The 18736-nt window shown below is 45.9% G+C and carries 15 protein-coding genes; 10 read left to right on the plus strand and 5 right to left on the minus strand.

Going from position 1 to position 18736, the window contains the following annotated elements; translation table 11 throughout:
* Window positions 1–146: 146 nt before the first annotated feature.
* The 3 genes from pepN to MKR94_RS04225 all read left to right on the plus strand — a co-directional run bounded on the left by pepN (window position 147) and on the right by MKR94_RS04225 (window position 4598).
* Window positions 147–2762: an aminopeptidase N gene (pepN, locus tag MKR94_RS04215; RefSeq protein ID WP_241645572.1), complete on the plus strand. Its 2616-nt coding sequence runs from the start codon at window positions 147–149 to the stop codon at window positions 2760–2762.
* Between the two features lie 145 nt (window positions 2763–2907).
* Window positions 2908–3918, plus strand: coding sequence for a quinone-dependent dihydroorotate dehydrogenase (gene pyrD / locus MKR94_RS04220; protein ID WP_241645573.1), 1011 nt, complete (start codon window positions 2908–2910; stop codon window positions 3916–3918).
* Window positions 3919–4052: 134 nt separating this feature from the next.
* Window positions 4053–4598 carry a cell division protein ZapC gene (locus tag MKR94_RS04225; RefSeq protein WP_241645574.1) on the plus strand — a complete coding sequence of 182 codons (546 nt, stop codon included), beginning with the start codon at window positions 4053–4055 and terminating at the stop codon, window positions 4596–4598.
* Here MKR94_RS04225 and MKR94_RS04230 read toward each other — a convergent pair.
* Window positions 4595–5719: a YcbX family protein gene (locus MKR94_RS04230; protein ID WP_241645575.1), complete on the minus strand. Its 1125-nt coding sequence runs from the start codon at window positions 5717–5719 to the stop codon at window positions 4595–4597. The two genes, MKR94_RS04225 and MKR94_RS04230, sit on opposite strands and share 4 nt — an antisense overlap.
* 102 nt (window positions 5720–5821) lie before the next feature.
* Between MKR94_RS04230 and rlmKL the strand changes: the two genes are divergently transcribed.
* The 6 genes from rlmKL (at window position 5822) to rmf (ending at window position 13677) form a co-directional block, all read left to right on the plus strand.
* Window positions 5822–7939 carry a bifunctional 23S rRNA (guanine(2069)-N(7))-methyltransferase RlmK/23S rRNA (guanine(2445)-N(2))-methyltransferase RlmL gene (gene rlmKL, locus MKR94_RS04235; protein WP_241645576.1) on the plus strand — a complete coding sequence of 706 codons (2118 nt, stop codon included), beginning with the start codon at window positions 5822–5824 and terminating at the stop codon, window positions 7937–7939.
* A 5-nt stretch (window positions 7940–7944) separates the two neighbouring features.
* Entirely contained in the window at window positions 7945–9864 is a 1920-nt protein-coding gene (locus MKR94_RS04240) for an ABC transporter ATP-binding protein (protein WP_241645577.1), read from the plus strand.
* Between the two features lie 14 nt (window positions 9865–9878).
* Window positions 9879–11150 carry a membrane integrity-associated transporter subunit PqiA gene (gene pqiA / locus MKR94_RS04245; protein ID WP_241645578.1) on the plus strand — a complete coding sequence of 424 codons (1272 nt, stop codon included), beginning with the start codon at window positions 9879–9881 and terminating at the stop codon, window positions 11148–11150.
* Window positions 11143–12786 carry an intermembrane transport protein PqiB gene (pqiB, locus tag MKR94_RS04250; RefSeq protein ID WP_241645579.1) on the plus strand — a complete coding sequence of 548 codons (1644 nt, stop codon included), beginning with the start codon at window positions 11143–11145 and terminating at the stop codon, window positions 12784–12786. The genes pqiA and pqiB overlap by 8 nt, the downstream gene beginning before the upstream one ends.
* Window positions 12783–13352 carry a membrane integrity-associated transporter subunit PqiC gene (gene pqiC, locus MKR94_RS04255; protein WP_241645580.1) on the plus strand — a complete coding sequence of 190 codons (570 nt, stop codon included), beginning with the start codon at window positions 12783–12785 and terminating at the stop codon, window positions 13350–13352. Before pqiB ends, pqiC begins: the two co-directional genes overlap by 4 nt.
* A 157-nt stretch (window positions 13353–13509) precedes the next feature.
* The gene (gene rmf, locus MKR94_RS04260; protein ID WP_092674719.1) at window positions 13510–13677 is read left to right on the plus strand and encodes a ribosome modulation factor; all 168 of its coding nucleotides are present in this window, start codon (window positions 13510–13512) and stop codon (window positions 13675–13677) included.
* A 56-nt stretch (window positions 13678–13733) separates the two neighbouring features.
* Here the strand turns inward: rmf and fabA are convergent, their stop codons facing one another.
* Together fabA and MKR94_RS04270 are read right to left on the minus strand one after the other, a co-directional pair.
* Window positions 13734–14252 carry a bifunctional 3-hydroxydecanoyl-ACP dehydratase/trans-2-decenoyl-ACP isomerase gene (fabA, locus tag MKR94_RS04265; RefSeq protein ID WP_241645581.1) on the minus strand — a complete coding sequence of 173 codons (519 nt, stop codon included), beginning with the start codon at window positions 14250–14252 and terminating at the stop codon, window positions 13734–13736.
* 68 nt (window positions 14253–14320) lie between these two features.
* Window positions 14321–16060 carry an AAA family ATPase gene (locus MKR94_RS04270; protein WP_241645582.1) on the minus strand — a complete coding sequence of 580 codons (1740 nt, stop codon included), beginning with the start codon at window positions 16058–16060 and terminating at the stop codon, window positions 14321–14323.
* A gap of 158 nt (window positions 16061–16218) precedes the next feature.
* Between MKR94_RS04270 and matP the strand changes: the two genes are divergently transcribed.
* On the plus strand, window positions 16219–16677 hold the full coding sequence (matP, locus tag MKR94_RS04275) for a macrodomain Ter protein MatP (protein WP_241645583.1): 459 nt from the start codon (window positions 16219–16221) through the stop codon (window positions 16675–16677).
* Between the two features lie 39 nt (window positions 16678–16716).
* Here the strand turns inward: matP and ompA are convergent, their stop codons facing one another.
* Window positions 16717–17769 carry a porin OmpA gene (gene ompA, locus MKR94_RS04280; protein ID WP_241645623.1) on the minus strand — a complete coding sequence of 351 codons (1053 nt, stop codon included), beginning with the start codon at window positions 17767–17769 and terminating at the stop codon, window positions 16717–16719.
* Between the two features lie 345 nt (window positions 17770–18114).
* The gene (locus tag MKR94_RS04285; protein ID WP_241645584.1) at window positions 18115–18606 is read right to left on the minus strand and encodes a SulA-like leucine-rich domain-containing protein; all 492 of its coding nucleotides are present in this window, start codon (window positions 18604–18606) and stop codon (window positions 18115–18117) included.
* Window positions 18607–18736 lie beyond the last annotated feature (130 nt).

An 18736-nucleotide genomic window follows, 5' to 3' on the forward strand; every position in this document is an offset into this window, starting at 1 on the left:
TAGATTATTCGCGAAATCGAGAATAAATTGTGCTAAATGTTAAAATTATGTTCTTAGAAGAGCACGACTTGCTGTCAAGGACTGGAATCTGGTATAGAGAGCACCTAGACTTTGAGTTAACACTCTATTATTGACATGGACATGGCATGACACAGCAACCGCAAGTTAAATATCGCAAAGATTACACCGCGCCGGATTTTACCATTACCGATATCGATTTAACGTTTCACCTAGATGAAAAGACCACTAAGGTTGTCGCGGTAAGCCAAGTCAAACGTTGTGATGCGTCTGCAAAAGATTTGCTGCTACAGGGAGAAGGGTTAGTCCTCGTCAGTGTAAAAATTAATGGCGACCTGTGGCAGGACCATGCTATCGAATCCGGTAACTTACGACTGCGTAACGTTCCCGAGCATTTTACGCTAGAGATTGAAAACGAGATCCATCCTGATCAAAATAGTGCATTAGAAGGCCTTTATAAATCAGGTGAAGCACTCTGTACACAGTGCGAGGCCGAAGGCTTCCACCATATTACGTGGTATTTAGATCGCCCAGATGTGTTGGCGCGTTTTAGCACCACGATTTACGCCGATAAACAACGTTATCCTTATTTACTCTCCAACGGTAACCGTATTGATGCGGGTGAGCTGGATAATGGTCAGCATTGGATTACTTGGCAAGATCCCTTCCCAAAACCTTGTTACCTTTTCGCGCTAGTCGCAGGTGATTTCGATGTATTGCGCGATACTTTTACCACAAAATCTGGTCGTGATGTTGCATTAGAAATCTTCGTCGACCAAGGTAATCTCGACCGTGCAGACTGGGCGATGACCTCGCTAAAACAGAGCATGAAGTGGGATGAGCAGCGTTTCAATTTAGAATACGACCTCGATATTTTTATGATCGTTGCCGTCGATTTCTTCAATATGGGCGCAATGGAGAACAAAGGTCTTAATATTTTCAACTCGAAATATGTTCTCGCGAAACCAGAAACCGCGACCGATAAGGATTACCTCGGAATCGAAGCGGTGATCGGTCATGAATATTTCCATAACTGGAGTGGAAACCGTGTCACCTGCCGCGATTGGTTCCAGCTCAGTCTAAAAGAAGGGCTTACGGTTTTCCGCGACCAGGAGTTTAGTTCTGATCTGGGGTCTCGCGCGGTTAACCGTATTGATAATGTTCGCGTGATGCGCGGCGCACAGTTTGCTGAGGATGCCAGCCCGATGGCGCACCCGATCCGTCCTGAGAAAGTGATGGAGATGAACAATTTCTATACCTTGACGGTTTACGAGAAAGGGTCGGAAGTCATCCGTATGATCCATACTCTGCTAGGAGAAGAAAAATTCCAAGCCGGTATCGCGCTCTACTTCCAACGCCATGATGGCAGTGCTGCGACGTGCGAAGATTTTGTTAAGGCAATGGAAGATGCTTCTGGGATTGATTTGACACAGTTCCGTCAATGGTACCGTCAGTCAGGGACGCCAGTTCTGACCGTCGAAGACGATTACGATCCGAATAGCGAAACCTACACCTTAACTGTGACTCAAGAAACACCAGCAACGGCGGACCAAGCCGAGAAAAAACCGCTGCATATTCCTTTAGCGATAGAGTTATATGATAACGAAGGGCAGGTCATTCCGCTGCAGTACAAGGGTGAAGCGATCAATCCCGTGCTAAACGTCACAGAAGCAACGCAAATTTTCGTTTTCGATAAGGTCTGGTTCCAACCCACGCCGGCGCTACTCTGCGAGTTTTCTGCCCCTGTAAAATTACATTATCAGTGGAGTGATGCGCAACTGACGTTCTTGATGCAACATGCGCGAAATGCCTTTACTCGCTGGGACGCGGCACAGAGCTTATTAGCTATCTATCTGAAATTAAACGTTTCACGTTTCGCTCAACAACAACCGTTGTCAGTTCCTCGCCATGTGGTTGATGCGTTCCGCGCAGTACTGGTAGATGACTCTATCGATGCGGCCTTAAAAGCGCAGATCTTTACCTTGCCTTCTGAGAACGAGATCGCCGAGTGGTTTGAGATTATCCATCCTACCGCAATTGCGGCAGTGAGAGCTTCGCTGTTACAACTCTTAGCGACAGCGTTAGTGAAGGAGCTAAAGGTTGCTTACCAGGACAACTTATGCGCAGAGTATCGTGTTGAAGAGCAGGACATTGGTAAACGTGCCCTGAAAAATATTGCGCTCTCTTACCTCGTCTTTGCCGATGCCACATTGGGCGAGGAGTTAGCGGTCAAACAATACCAATCGGCCAATAATATGACCGATGCATTAGCCGCGATAAGCAGTGCGGTTGCGGCGCAACTTCCTGCAGCAGAACAATTGCTGACGCAATGGGACGAACGTTGGTATCAAGACGGCTTAGTGATGGATAAATGGTTTATATTACAAGCCACGCGCCCAGGAGACCATGTGGTTGAGAACGTCCGTCAGCTATTAACGCATCGCTCGTTTACCATGAAAAACCCTAACCGCGTGCGTTCGTTAATTGGCGCTTTCTGTTCCGCAAACCCAGCGGCTTTCCATGCTGAGGACGGTTCAGGCTATCAATTCTTAGTGGAAATGCTGACGGATCTCAATCACCGTAACCCACAGATTGCGGCAAGAATGATTGAACCGTTAATCCGCTTGAAACGCTACGATACAAACCGTCAGCAACTGATGCGAGTGGCCTTAGAGCAACTCTTGTCCTTGGATAATCTTTCTCGGGATCTTTACGAGAAGATCACCAAAGCATTAGCTGCTTAGTCACCTCCTATAAAGCTCTAGGTGCAAGGCCTAGAGCTTATTTCTTCTCCCCATGCGAGTTAAATTTACTTTCATCCCAAAAATGCTACCATCCCCCCCTGACTGAAGTCCGTCGCTATCACTATTGTCAGCCTTTGGAGGGGAAATGTTGTATCCATTAATTCGTTCTGCGCTATTCCAGTTTGATGCCGAAAAAATCCATGAACAGACGATTCATGCGTTAAAAAAAGTTAGCGGAACGCCCTTTGAAGCGCTGATTACTCAACGCTTAGCCAATAAGCCGGTCGAATCGATGGGTATTACTTTCCCAAACCCAGTGGGGTTAGCCGCAGGGCTGGATAAAAATGGCGAATGTATTGATGCGTTCGCCGCAATGGGTTTTGGCTTTATTGAAATCGGTACGGTAACGCCTCGTGCTCAAGCTGGAAACGACAAACCTCGGTTATTTCGCCTAGAACAGGCGGAGGGGATTATCAACCGGATGGGATTCAATAATCATGGTGTCGATCAACTGGTTGAAAACGTAAAGGCCTCTCGCTATCGAGGTATTTTGGGTATTAATATCGGGAAAAACAAAGATACACCGGTTGAACAAGGTAGCGATGATTATTTATTCTGTATGGAAAAAGTCTACGCTCACGCCAGTTATATTACCGTCAATATCTCCTCGCCAAACACCCCCGGTTTACGATCCTTACAATACGGTGAAGCACTGGATGAATTATTGGCGGCGATCAAAACTAAACAACATGATCTCCAACAGCGGCATTTAAAATATGTCCCCGTTGTTGTAAAGATCGCGCCGGATCTTTCTATTGAAGAATTAATTCAAGTTGCCGACAGCTTGGTCCGACATAATATTGATGGGGTCATTGCCACCAACACCACCTTGGATCGCTCTTTGGTTACCGGCTTACCTTATGCAAGTGAAGCGGGTGGATTGAGTGGGCGCCCAGTGCAATTAAAGTCGACCGAAATTATTAGACAACTGCATCATGAGCTGAAGGGTGCCTTACCTATAATAGGGGTGGGCGGCATTGATTCATTAATGGCGGCAAAGGAAAAATGTGCTGCGGGTGCGACATTATTACAAGTTTATTCTGGTTTTATTTACCATGGGCCAAAATTAATAAAAAATATTGTGATGGGTATTTAATCAATAATCGACTCGCACAGATAAAGTGGTTTATTTTTTGTGCGATGTCGTTTATATTTCATTCAGATCTGGTAATGAGTAATATTTTTTTAATAAATTTTTTATTAAAGCTTAAGACTATTTAGGGGTAATTTATGAATTTAAAACCCGATGATTGCTGGCAGTGGCATTACGATTCGGAACAAGATTCCGTTATGTTAGATTTTAATGATGGGTCAAGCTTCACTTCTCAATTCTCATCTAAGATGCTCATTCCTGACGCTTTTTCCTCACATCCCTTCTGCGTAGAAGATGCAACACTTTTCGAACAATTTGCTGAAAGCTGCCATCAAACGGCGTTAGACGAGGCACAATCTCGACAACTGATTATTAATGGCTTAATTGCGTACCGATTCCTGAAACCGCAAATGCCAAAAAGTTGGCACTTCGTCTCACGTCGACAAACCCTTCAGCCTGAAGTCGGTGAAATGGTTCTCACTGAGCTCACCAGCAACAATCAACAAGCGCTCCTAATGGTTGTGGAAACCAATCAACAAGCTTCCTTATGTGTGGTCGCCCAGCCTGAGTTATTATTAAACAGTGGTAAATCGCTCTATCTTGGTGACGCGATTAAGATTATGAATGACCGTCTAGCTGCTTGGCAGCCAGAACAGGCATTAGTGTTAGAAAAAGTCGGTTAATTAAGCTCAAGCTTTAACGGGCCTGCTTCAGGGACACAACAACAGCTTAATAAGGTTGAGTCGGACAGCGCGCGGCTATTTAACGCTTTAACTGATCCCGATAATTTGGTGAGCCGACAACTGCCACAACTGCCCATTCGGCATGAGTAGGGAATAGAGTGTCCTTGTAGTTCTAACTGTTCCAGTAAAATCTGTTGGTTATTGCCCGTAAAGCGCTTCCCCGCAAACTCAATCTCTACCGCTTTTTCTGTTGGCGCAGCGCAGGGCGCGACGTAGGGCGTTTTTTCGACGACTTTCTCATTATATAAACGTGGTGGTTTAGTCTGTAGCACGGAAAAGTCATCACCGACTCGGATTATCCCGCTATTACGGGCGATTAAATTAAGCCCAAAATCGATATCTCCACTGCCATCTGCGGCCTCACGAAACTGAATTAAGGTGCGCATGGGTTCACCCTGCGGGTGCTTACGGGCATTACGACTGTTAACCGTAGTCAGAATACAGCGGCTGCAGGGCTTGGCTACGTCAAAAATAACATCCCCAATCCGTATTACCGCCCAATGATCTTCTTGCCATGGCTCGGCCCCGGATACCACAAGGTTTGCTCTAAATTGTTCAATGGTGACCCCAGCGGGACAACGATTTTGCAGGTCGTGTAATGACCCTTCATTCACCAATAGGAAAGGGTAACCGTCAGCGAAAGAGAGGGGATGTTCAGGCCGTTTCTTGATCTTGCGTTGAGGAATTTCGCCAATCCAGCGTAATTGTACTGGATGCGGAAAATAGTGACTGAGCCACTGATTGATCGCATCGGGCGCAATTTTTGCCGTAAAGTGATTTCCCCACACTTCGGTTGGATAATCGCGTTCTGAAAAATCGTCAAGTTTAATCCAAGCATGTTGCTGGTCGGGGGCTTGAAGGTAGAGGCCTTGTTGCGTCAAAGTGGGGGTGAACAGTAACATCTCAGGATACTTACGTGCCGTAATGAAGGTACCATCTTCTAATGTCACCATAAAATGACGGTCCCAAGTTAAGCCGGTTTCCTGCACTAACGCATGGGAAAGTTGAGTCCCTTGCATCGACTTTATGGGGTAAGTAAACAGTTTGGCGAGGCTAATCATTAAAAGGCGTCTCTTTCATCGCTAACAATGACAGTAACTTTATGACATAGCGTTGTGATTCGCTATACTAGTCACAAATTTACCGATTTAAAGAACATTATTATGAATTCTCTTTTTGCCAGCACCGGTCGTGGACTGGAAGAACTTTTAAAAACAGAACTTGAGAGCTTTGGGGCTCAAGATATACGACTGGTACCGGGAGGTGTTCACTACAGTGGTAACGATGAGGTGATGTACCGGAGCCTACTCTGCAGCCGTATCGCCTCGCGCATCATGTTACCGCTGGGAGAATTCAACGTTTTCAGTGACCTTGATCTCTATGTGGGGGCACAATCCATTGCTTGGGATGAGATTTTCGAGCCAGAGTCCTCATTCGTGATCAATTTCCAAGGGACTAACGACGAAATCCGTAACAGTCAATTTGGTGCGCTCCGGATCAAAGATGCTATCGTCGACAGCTTTACCCGTAAAAATCTTCCTCGTCCTAATGTTGACCGAGATTATCCGCATATCCGTATTAATGCATGGTTACATCGCGACAAAGTCAGCATCTCCTTAGATCTCAGTGGTGATGCCTTGCATCAACGTAATTATCGTCATGCCACGGGTCAAGCGCCGCTTAAAGAAACATTAGCTGCCGCGATCATTATGCGTTCGGGCTGGAAACCGGGGACACCGATGGTCGATCCGATGTGTGGATCGGGGACGCTATTAATTGAAGCGGCGATGATAGCGGCCGATCGTGCACCAGGGTTGTTACGCGATCACTGGGGCTTCTATGCTTGGAAAAAGTTTAACGAAAGCGAGTGGGACAAGATTGTGGCTGAGGCGCAACAGCGCGCGAACTTAGGCATGCAAAGTAAGCAAATCCGTTTCTTTGGTTACGATAAAGACGGTCAAGTTTTAGAGCGGGCACAAACCAACGCACGTCGTGCGGGCGTTGCGCCCTTTATTAGCTTCAAACGTCAAGACGCGATCCAACTTAAGAACCCGCAGCCTGAAGCGGAAGTTGGCACGGTGATCAGTAACCCCCCTTACGGCGAACGTCTTGAGAACGAGCCTGCATTGATTGCTTTACATAGCCAATTAGGCCGAATTCTTAAAGCACAGTTTGGCGGTTGGAATCTGTCGCTCTTTAGCGGATCGCCAGAGCTGCTCGATTGCTTACAATTACGTGCAGACCGTCAATTTAAAGCGAAAAACGGTCCGTTAGATTGCGTTCAGAAAAATTATAAACTGCGTGCCTCCGTAGAGGGACAGGTCGTCGGGGAGTTAGCACCGGACTTTGCCAACCGCCTGCGTAAAAATATTAAGAAGTTGGATAAATGGGCGAAGCAGGATGGGATAGAGTGTTATCGTATCTACGATGCTGATCTGCCTGACTATAATATCGCGATCGACCGCTATGCTGACTGTGTCGTGGTTCAAGAGTATGCGCCACCGAAAACGGTCGAGCCGCATAAAGCACGTCAACGTTTGTTCGACGTAATTAGCGTGACGTTGCAGGTGCTAGAGTTACCAGCGAATAAATTAGTGCTTAAAACTCGTGAACGCCAAAAAGGCACGCAGCAATATCAGAAATTAGCGACAAAAAATGACTTCTTCGAGGTAAGCGAGTTTAACGCACGCTTTTGGGTTAATTTGACGGACTACCTCGATACTGGCCTGTTTATTGACCACCGTCTGGCGCGTAAAATGCTGGGGGAAATGAGTCGTAATAAAGATTTCCTTAACCTTTTCGCCTATACCGGTACCGCCAGTGTTCATGCTGCCTTAGGTGGAGCGAAATCGACCACTACAGTCGATATGTCTCGGACTTACTTAGAGTGGGCGGAGCGTAATTTCCAATTAAACGATATTTCAGGACAATCGCACCGCTTGATTCAAGCCGATTGTCTAAGCTGGATTAGAGAGTCACGAGAAACCTTTGACGTGATCTTTATTGATCCGCCAACGTTCTCCAACTCTAAGCGGATGGAAGAGAGCTTTGACGTACAGCGCGATCACCTATCGTTGCTGACCGATCTCCAGTATCTGTTACGGACCGGTGGCACTATTATGTTCTCGAACAATAAACGTGGATTCCGTATGGACCATGAGGGCCTAGCCGCTATCGGTTTACAAGCGCGGGATATTACCGCTAAAACACAATCTCAAGATTTCTCTCGCAATAAACATATCCACAATTGCTGGTTAGTTACGCGTGTAGGTCAGGAATAATAACAATGTCATTAATAAGTATTCATGGGGCTTGGTTGTCCTATAGCGACGCGCCATTACTGGATAACGCTGAATTACATATCGAAGAGAACGAGCGTGTCTGTCTCGTTGGCCGAAATGGTGCGGGAAAATCGACCCTGATGAAAATCATTAATCAGGAAGTTCCCCTCGATGATGGCCGTATTGTTTACGAGCAAGATTTGGTTATTGCTCGCTTACAGCAAGACCCGCCGCGGAATATTGCTGGCTCGGTCTATGATTTTGTTGCCGAAGGGGTCGCTGAACAAGCGCAGCATCTTAAAGCTTACCACGCGATTTCGCATACCGTAATGCAAGACCCAAGCGAGAAAAATCTTAACGAGATGGCTCGCCTGCAGGCGGTGCTCGACCATCAGAATCTCTGGCAACTTGAAAGTCGGATCAACGATGTATTATTAAAAATTGGTCTTGATGCAGACACTGAGCTCTCTTCATTGTCTGGTGGGTGGCTACGTAAAGCGGCACTTGGCCGTGCACTGGTATCAAATCCTAAGGTTTTGATGCTAGATGAGCCAACCAACCACCTAGATATTGAAACTATTCACTGGTTAGAGAATTTCCTTAAGAGCTTTAACGGCAGTATCATCTTTATCTCGCACGACCGTTCCTTTATCCGCAATATGGCGACGCGTATCGTCGACCTCGATCGCGGTAAATTAGTCTCATGGCCGGGTGATTACGATCAATATCTGCTGGGTAAAGAGGAGGCATTGCGGGTTGAAGAGCTGCAAAATGCAGAGTTTGATCGCAAGTTAGCGCAAGAAGAGGTGTGGATCCGTCAAGGAATCAAAGCGCGTAGGACCCGTAACGAAGGTCGGGTGAGGGCGCTTAAGGCACTACGTCGCGAGCGTTCTGAGCGCCGAGAAGTGATGGGTAAGGCTAACATGCAGGTCGGTGAAGCAAGCCGTTCCGGTAAGATTGTTTTCGAGCTGGAAGACGTCGTTTACCATGCTGGCGGTAAAACGCTGGTGGATCAGTTCTCTGTGCAGGTCCAGCGCGGCGATAAAATCGCCCTGATCGGTTCTAACGGCTGTGGTAAGACCACCTTGCTACGTTTAATGCTTGGCCAACTTAAGGCCGAACAAGGTCGTGTGCATATTGGGACGAAATTGGAAGTGGCTTACTTCGACCAGCACCGTGCCGAATTAGACCCAGATCGTACCGTTATGGATAACCTGGCCGAAGGTAAGCAAGAAGTACTGGTTAACGGTAAGCCTCGCCATGTACTCGGCTACCTACAGGACTTCTTATTCCACCCTAAACGTGCGATGACACCAGTAAGGGCGCTGTCAGGCGGTGAAAGAAATCGTTTACTATTGGCTAAATTGTTCCTTAAACCAAGCAATCTGTTAATTCTCGATGAACCGACTAACGACTTAGATGTAGAAACGTTGGAGCTTCTCGAAGAACTCATCGATGGATACCAAGGTTCAGTGTTACTGGTTAGCCATGACCGTCAATTCGTTGATAACACCGTGACGGAATGTTGGATCTTCGAGGGCGAAGGAGAAATTGGTCGCTATGTTGGGGGCTATCATGATGCACAGCATCAACGCAGCACGTCGCGGGGTTCTCAGCGTAAGTCTCGCCCAGCGCCGGTAGTGGAGACCCCTGCTGTTGAGGGGAACAAATCATCCGTCGCTAAAAAAGCCTCGGCGAAACTAAGCTATAATCTAACGCGTGAACTTGAACAACTTCCGCAGAAGATGGAAAACTTAGAGGCTGAGATCGCGCAATTACAGAGCACGATGGCGGATGCCAGCTTCTTTAGCCGTCCCCATGATGAGACTCAGCCGATTATTGATAAATTGGCAGCGTTAGAAGACGAGTTCAATATTGCCTTCGAGCGCTGGGAATATTTGGAAAATCTGAAAAATGGTGAATAACGCATTGGTGCAGTATGAGTAACCCTTGCCAACAGGATCAGACTCACCGCTGGGTACTATGTCCCCACTGTGATATGACCACTAAGCTACCCGGCCTTGCGCCGGGTACGCGGGCAACCTGTATGCGCTGTGAAAGCACCTTGGCAACCGCATGGCATGAACCCCTGCGTCGGCCAATGGTTTACGCATTCTCAGCCTTAGTCATGTTAGCGTTGGCTAATCTTTTCCCCTTTATTAGCATCAGCGTATTGGGGATGACTAACCAAATCACGCTGCTACAAATCCCGCAAGCGATGGTTGATGATAGATATCGTTTCCTTGCAACAATATTCCTGTTGTTTGTGCAGATTATTCCGGCAATGTGCCTTGCCAGTATATTAATTCTTACCTTAAACCGACATTTACCCCATCAACTCACCATACCCCTTGCCAAAGGCCTGTTCTACATGAAGAACTGGGGCATGGCAGAGATCTTTATGGCGGGGGTGTTAGTCAGTTTTGTCAAATTAATGGCCTACGGTAAAATCGGGCTAGAGCTGGGATTCTGGCCATGGTGCCTGTTTTGTATCGCCCAATTGCGGACATTTCAGTGTTTAGAGCGTCATGTCATTTGGCAGCGTATTAGTCCACTACCGCCTTTACCCACTGAACCGACCGCGGGCATTAGCGGCATAAACCAAAATTTACGTAGTTGCCCCTGTTGTACTGCGATAGTGGCAGCCGATGAACCCTATTGCCCTCGTTGTCATCAACGTGGCCATGCGCGTAAACCACGAAGTTTGCAGTGGACGCTCTCGTTACTCCTGACCTCAATCATTCTATATATCCCCGCGAATGTCTTGCCGATCATGGTGACCGATGCCTTAGGCAGCGCTTCGGGATCCAATATTCTGGCGGGGGTTATATTCTTATGGAATGAGGGGTCGTGGCCAATCGCGATGATCATTTTCATTGCCAGTATCCTCGTACCCAGCATGAAAATTCTTGCTATTGGATGGCTGAGTTGGAATGCGGGCGGCTATGGAGCGCGAGACAACCACCGCATGCAAATCATCTATGAAATTGTTGAGGTAGTCGGCCGTTGGTCAATGGTTGACGTCTTTGTTATTGCTGTACTCTCAGCGTTGGTCCGCATGGGTGGATTAATGAACGTCTATCCGGCTGAGGGTGCGTTACTATTTTGCTTAGTCGTTATTTTAACGATGTTCTCAGCACAAGCTTTCGATCCTCGCTTGCTATGGGATCGAGAAAGTATCAAAAAGAGTGAGGAAGAGTCCATTGAGTAATCATCATTTTGGTGAAGCCAAGATCAAACAAATCAAACGCTGGTCACCGGTTTGGATAGTACCCATCATCACCATCCTGATAGGATCATGGATTATTTATTACCATTTCTCGCATCAAGGGCCAGAAGTGGTGCTTGTGACCAGTAATGCTGAGGGGATCGTCCCTGGAAAAACGGCGATTAAAAGCCGTAGCGTCGATATAGGGATGGTCGAAAGTGCCAAACTTAGCGATGACTTACAACACGTCGAGATCCGTGCCCGACTCAATACCGGTATGGAAAAAATGTTGCACCAAGATAGTGTTTTCTGGGCGGTTAAGCCACAGATTGGCCGTGAAGGGGTGACTGGCCTCGGTACTTTGCTGTCTGGCTCCTATATAGAACTTCAGGCAGGCAGTAAAGGTGAAGAGCCCGCACAATATAACTTGTTAGATTCACCCCCTCTGGCTTCACCCGATGCTAAAGGCATCCATATCAACTTGAACAGTGAGCAAGCGGGTCAACTTAATGCAGGAGATCCCGTACTCTTTAGGGGCTTCCGAGTGGGATCGGTGGAACTTAGTCGTTTCGATGCCGATGAACGTCAAATGGAATACCAACTCTTTATCCAAGCGCCTTACGACCGTCTGGTGACCAGTAATGTTCGATTCTGGAAGGATAGCGGTATTGCCGTAGATATGTCAGCGTCTGGTATGCGTGTTGAAATGGGTTCATTAACGACGTTATTTACAGGTGGGGTTAGTTTCGATGTACCAGAAGGATGGAGCGTCGGAACGAAGGTGCCTAATGATACACATTACCATTTGTTCAATGATCAGCACAGTATTAGTGAATCGCTGTATACCCAACATTCTGATTACCTCTTATTCTTTAATGAATCGATACGTGGTCTACAAGAAGGTGCGCCAGTCGAATTTAGAGGGATACGCTTAGGGACGGTCGCTCAAGTACCGTTTATCATTCCCAATATGCTGAAAAAGTTAAACGGCGATTACCGGATACCTGTATTAATCAAGATCGAGCCGGAACGTTTTTCTAAAAAACTGGGAGACGATTTTAATTTACAACAACGTCTGTCCGATGGCTTACAGCACGGGTTACGTGCCAGTTTGAAAACCGCTAACCTGATCACTGGGGCTTTATACGTTGACCTTGATTTCAATAACGATGCGGGCGCTTACAAAGGACCTACCCGTTTCGATCACTACAACATTATTCCAACAGTCAATGGCGGTATCACTCAAATGCAGCAAAAAGTGATGGAGATACTGGACAAATTAGAGAAGTTACCCCTAAATCCTTTACTGAATGAAGCAACGGGGACATTGAAAGAAAGTCAAAAAACGCTGCAACAATTGCAAACGACTTTGGATCATGTTAACAAAATCACGAGTAGTCCGGCGATGAAAACCTTACCGGACGATGTGCAACAGACGTTGCGTCAACTCAGTCAAAGCTTGAAGGGATTACAGCCAGGTTCTCCGGCTTACACGAAGTTGCAGGGAAATCTTCAACACCTGGACCAAGTGTTAGTGGAATTACAGCCAGTCCTTCGTACCCTTAATACAAAGAGTAACGCCTTGGTATTTGAAGCAACGCCGGGTAAAGATCCACAACCTAAAAAGGCTAAAGAGTGAAAAGACTTTTAATGACGCTGCTGGCTGTCTGTTTGACAGCTTGCAGTAGTAGCGAATCAACCAAATATTATCAATTGACTACTCCGCAAGGCGGCACATCAGTAGCGACCTCGTCGTCTGCCTTCGGACAGCAGCCGAAACACCTCTGGGTGCAATCTATCAATGTGCCTGACGCGTTAGCCAGTACAGGAATTGCTTTTCAAACTTCTGACGTGGAATACCGCTTAGCTGAGCAAAATCTGTGGGCTAGCCCTCTTGATCAGCAATTGCAACAGACGTTAGTGACTAACTTAAGTACTTTACTGCCGAATTGGTTAGTCACCAATAGTACGTTGAAGGGGGATGACGACTCATTGGCCGTGACAGTTACCGCATTCCAAGGTCGCTGGGATGGGCATGTACTGGTGAAAGGTTACTGGATCTATCAGCATCAAGATGAAGCGATACGTCGTACATTTGAGCAAAGTGTCCCACTTAAGGATGATGGTTATCCTGCCTTGGTACAAGCGCTCTCGCAAGCATGGTATCAGGAAGCCCAACAGGTAGCGTCACAGATTAGTCCTTAAGTATTGTGAGTCACCGAATAGTTTGACTTAGCTCAAAACTTGCAGAGCTGTTCAAAAAATACTCGTTGATCTCATTATGAGAGAGGGGTACAAAGGAGGAGGTGATAAATTTATCACCGATTCTTTTAACCAACTATCTTTATGAGGGTAAACGGATATGAAGAGACAAAAACGCGATCGTTTGGAACGAGCTTACTCACTGGGATACAAAACGGGAAAAAGCGGACGATCGAAAGAACTCTGTCCCTATCAAACGTTAGACTCAAGGTCACATTGGTTAGGAGGTTGGCGTAAGGCTATTGAAGAACGTTCAGCTTTCGCATAAAACAGACATAAAAAAAGCAGATTTCACCAAATCTGCTTTTTTTTGTGCGGCTAACTTTAGAAAGATTCGGTATCTTTGAATAGGCCGACTTTTAGGTCTGAGGCGGTATAGATTAATTTACCATCTACAAATACTTCTCCATCAGCAACACCCATCACTAATTTACGGTTGATAACGCGTTTGAAGTGAATTTTGTAAGTGACCTTCTTCGCTGTTGGCAGAACTTGTCCAGTGAATTTTACTTCGCCTACGCCTAGCGCGCGGCCTTTACCTTCTGCGCCTAACCAGCCCAAATAAAATCCGACTAACTGCCACATTGCGTCTAAGCCTAAGCATCCTGGCATAACAGGATCGTTGACGAAGTGACATTTAAAAAACCAAAGTTCTGGATTGATGTCGAGTTCAGCTTCGACGAAGCCTTTATCAAAGTGACCGCCATTCTCCGACATGAGAATGACACGGTCCATCATTAACATATTGTCAGCAGGGAGAGGGGGTCCATTTTCACCAAACAATTTCCCTTGTCCTGACGCGATGAGGTCATCTTTGCTGTAGGATTCGCGTTTATCTACCATAATTACATTTAGCCCTTTTCAATTGAAGCTCGAAGAATAGCGTACACTTGTACGCTGAGCAAGAGTTGTTAATCACGCTTCAGCCAGTTTAGCCATCGCGAAGAAGAAAAAAATCCACCTTCTGCTTTTACCGGCTGTTGAGCTTCATCGATCCGTTGTTGGATGATGCCTAAAAGAGATTCGTCATCATTCTCAGTCACCCAGGGTAAGGACATTAACAGTTCGAGTGCTTGATCAACGGTGCTAACAGGCCACAGGTGAAACTGCTGATGTTTGACGGCCTCAATGACCTCATCAGACAATGAAAGGTGGCAACAATTCCGTTCGGGTAAAATAACACCTTGTTTACCGGTCAGACCCTGCTGTGAACATAGTGAGAAGAAGCCTTCAATTTTTTCATTCAAACCCCCGACAGGCTGGACATTGCCAAATTGATCGACAGACCCTGTCACGGCAAAAGATTGTTGCAGGGGTTTAAGAGAGAGTGCGCTAATCAGTACTGCCAGTTCAGCGAGGGAAGCACTGTCGCCATCGACCTCAGCATAGGATTGTTCAAAAACCATTGATGCAGTGAAAGGCAGCTGTTGTTCTAGCTCTAATTCGGCCATTAACCAGGCCTCGATAATCATCATCCCTTTAGCATGAATATTACCAGACAACTCAGCCTTACGTTCGACATCATTAATCTCGCCATCACCATAATGTACTAGGCAACTGATGCGCGCAGGTTCACCCCATGGCCGTGGGTGGCCCGGCAGGTCGAGGACGGATAGACCATTAATCTGTCCAATTCTTTCACCGTCTGTTTCCAATAAGCTGTGTGGGGCGGCGAGATCACGTTGTAAGGTTTCGGGTAAATAACTTTCACGCCATTCTTGCTGTGCAAGTGCCTCGCAGAGGCTACTTTCTGTCAGGGTTTGCCCCGCAGCATAGGCGGCACCAAGTTGCTTATGTAGCCATGTTGTATTAATTGGGAACCGCTGCTGCTCATTAGTGTAGCGTGAAGCTTCGCGTGTTAAGCGCAGCAAAAAACCTACGTCTGGCTTTGGAAGTGTCAAAGCGCGTGCTTGTGAGGCAACCCAACTCGCCCAATCTATAAACTGCTGATCAGTGGTAATTTCGGCAGTGTCTTCTATTTCGGTATAGATCGCATTGGCGTGTAATACTGGCTCATTCTCACTGAATTCAGCCAAACTTTCTCGGCTCCCGACTAATACTAATTTTACCGACAGGGGGTAGTCCGGAATATGAATAGGAACAGGGCGACGAGGATCTGGTGAAAACCAGGCTATCCGGTGTTCACTTATGAAATTTTTCAACCGCAACCACATTAAGGGTTGCGAAAGGAGACAGTGCACAGAAAGAATTAATGTTCCACCATTCGCTTTATGCAATAGGCCTAATTCCGGCGTCCAACTACCTTGCTGTTCAGTGAGGTAACCAAATAATTGATCTGATTCAATCCAATCAGCATAATAAACTGCAGAGTGAGTCTCGTGGCAGGCTAATTTCTCTAAATGGAATTGGTTTGCAGCGGGCGAATGATAGGCCCACTGGTCAACAGTTTTAACTGGCAATCTCTGCTCGATAATTTGAGCGAGCGCTTTCACATTAGTGGGATGCTCCTCAAGCTTAATCAACAGTAATGGCTGAACAGGGTTAAGGTCAAGTTGATCGATAGCGTTGAGCAACCGTGGCTGCAACGATTCAACGCCAGACGCACTGGATGACAAGCCCTGAGAAAAAAGCGGAGCTAAATACTGGGCGTCGGGAATAAGTTCTTGCCATGAAAGTGTTGAGCTAGTCAAAGTAATCTTATTTTGCCTTGGACATAAAACAGCAATTATACCGTAGTTCGGCAGTAGACACCATGTAACCAAGACGCGACGAATGCGGGGTTAAATTTGTCTGCAGAAAAGCCTAAAGCTGGTATTCTAGTATTAAGTGATTAATTTTAAGGAACCTGATGAAATATTTACAGTTAGAGAATCTCGAGTCAGGCTGGAAATGGAAATATCTCTTAAAAAAACACCGAGAAGGGGAATTGATCACGCGTCATATTGAGCAATCGGCGGCAGACGAGGCAGTAAAATTGCTGATAGGGTATGAGCATCAACCTGAAAATATCTTGCGGTGGATTAACGAGCATATGAACACTGAACTGTCTGTGAGGATGAGCCAGACGATTCGGGCAAGGCGTAAGCGTCACTTTAATGCTGAACAACAACATACTCGAAAAAAATCTATCGATTTAGAATATTTAGTATGGCAGCGTTTAGCGGGCTTGGCTCAACGACGAAGCAGTACGCTCTCCGATACAATTGTACAGCTGATCGAAGATGCAGAACGAAAAGAGAAATATGCTTCTCAGATGAGTTCCCTGAAAGAAGATTTAGCCTCAATTTTAGGGACAAAAAAAGGATAAAAAAAACCCCGCCTAAGCGGGGTTTTTTACCATGTTATCTTAGCCTTGTGGCTGAGAAACAACATCTTTAACGCCTTTAACTTCGATTTCTACGCGACGGTCTGGACCTAAGCAGTCGATCAGAGCAGCACGTTTCTTAACGTTGTCACAGGTGTTACCGGTTACTGGGTTAGATTCACCCATACCGCGTGCAGAGATCTTGTTAGAAGGGATACCTTTAGATACTAAGTAATCCACAACTGATTGAGCACGTTTCTCAGACAGGTTTTGGTTGTATCTGTCAGATCCGATACGGTCAGTGAAGCCCAGAACAACAACAGAACCATCTTTAGGATCTAAGTTGCTTAACTGTGAGTACAGTTGGTCAAGAGCTGATTGACCAGACGTTTTCAGCGTAGCTTTGTTGAAGTTGAACAGCACGTCTGATTTCAGAGTAAAGTGCTTAGTTTCAACAACTGGAGCTGGTGCTGGAGCTGGAGCAGGTGCTGGAGCAGCATCATCTTGACCGAAACGGTAAGATAAGCCCAGGCTCAGCATGCCGTTGTCAGGACGTGCGCCAGTGGTGTTACGGTCACCGATGTTGTTAACCCATTGGTACTCTAAACGAGTTGCCCAGTTTTTGTTCAGTGCGTACTCTAAACCAGCTGCAGCTAATGGAGATACACCAGTGTCGATGTTGTGATGACCTTGGTAATCTTTAGCGTCTACACGCCATAACATCCCACCTAAACGAGAGTAGATGTCTAAGTCATCAGTGATTGGGTAGCTGAGTTTAGCAGCAAGTTGAACACCTTGACCAATGAATGCGCCGTGGTTTTGACCAGTATATTTCATACGGCCTAACCAGTCATAACCCATTTCGAAACCTAAGTATGGGTTTGCTTGATAACCAACGAATGCACCAGCACCCAGTTGGTTGTCACGCGCTTCGTTAGTCACTTGGTAGTGGTTACCAGAGAAACCGGTGTCGTGGTATTGAGACCAACCTAATTTACCACCAACGTACCAAGTGTCGTCTTTTGGTGCAGCTTGAGCAACAGTAGTTGCTAAACCTGCTAGTGCCACTGCAATTGCGATAGCTGTTTTTTTCATTTTGCGCCTCGTTATCATCCAAAATTGGCAATGAGCATAAAATTTGCTCTTGGTTGCAATTCTTCGCTGGGTCTTTTTCGCTCGTTTTATACTCAGCTAAAACTGGAGGTTTTTGAGCACCCTAGCGAGCTAAAGTCTACAACGTGTTTAAAAACTTACAAGTAAGATATAACGATGTACAGTAAAAAACAGCATTTTATACACATTTAGTTACATTTGAAACTGAACTTCATACACGATAAAAAACTGAATAAGCCTTGGAAACGTTGCCCTGCCTGAAAGTGGTAAATAATTAGACATAAATAAATTCTGATAAATATTTTCTTCAGATAAATCTCAATAAAGCTAAAGAAATGCAAAAGTGGGAATTTTTTGGTGACTCATCTGTCTGGCCGAACGGTTATGTGGTGAGTTTTTGTGCAAAATAAAGACGACGGTATCCGTTTCTTTGGCTAAAAAATCGAGACTATTTTGCTGTTCCACTGATAGCGTACTGTCTAACCATACAGTGATAACGCTATAATTACCGGATTTTAGGGCTTGAGTCATGGAATCCATCTTTTGTTTATCGTCAAGCATAGGGATTTGTACTGATTTGCTCAATGAAATACCGGAATGCGCTAACCAAGAACGGTCTAGCTTATTTTCAGGAGTTAACCACAACATCCATTTTGCCTGTTGCCCAAGCTGCTTTATTGCTGGTAATAGCAATAAATTGAGTAGAGCGGGTGAAGCATTATCGTAGCAAATTTGATTAATACCGCCGATTGACGTGGTGACTTCAGGGATTGCATGTATTTGCTTTGAGAAATTATTAACAGAATGGGGTGTGATCATGGTTAGCTCCTATTCACTGTATGAATATACAGTAATTCTACTTGAGCTAAAGATCAATCATTTCTTGCATCCAAAAATAGATTTGGAATACGTCACGAGCATTTTATATTTATTAATTGAACAACTAATT

This window comes from Rosenbergiella metrosideri (assembly GCF_022602565.1).
Lineage (GTDB): Bacteria > Pseudomonadota > Gammaproteobacteria > Enterobacterales > Enterobacteriaceae > Rosenbergiella > Rosenbergiella metrosideri.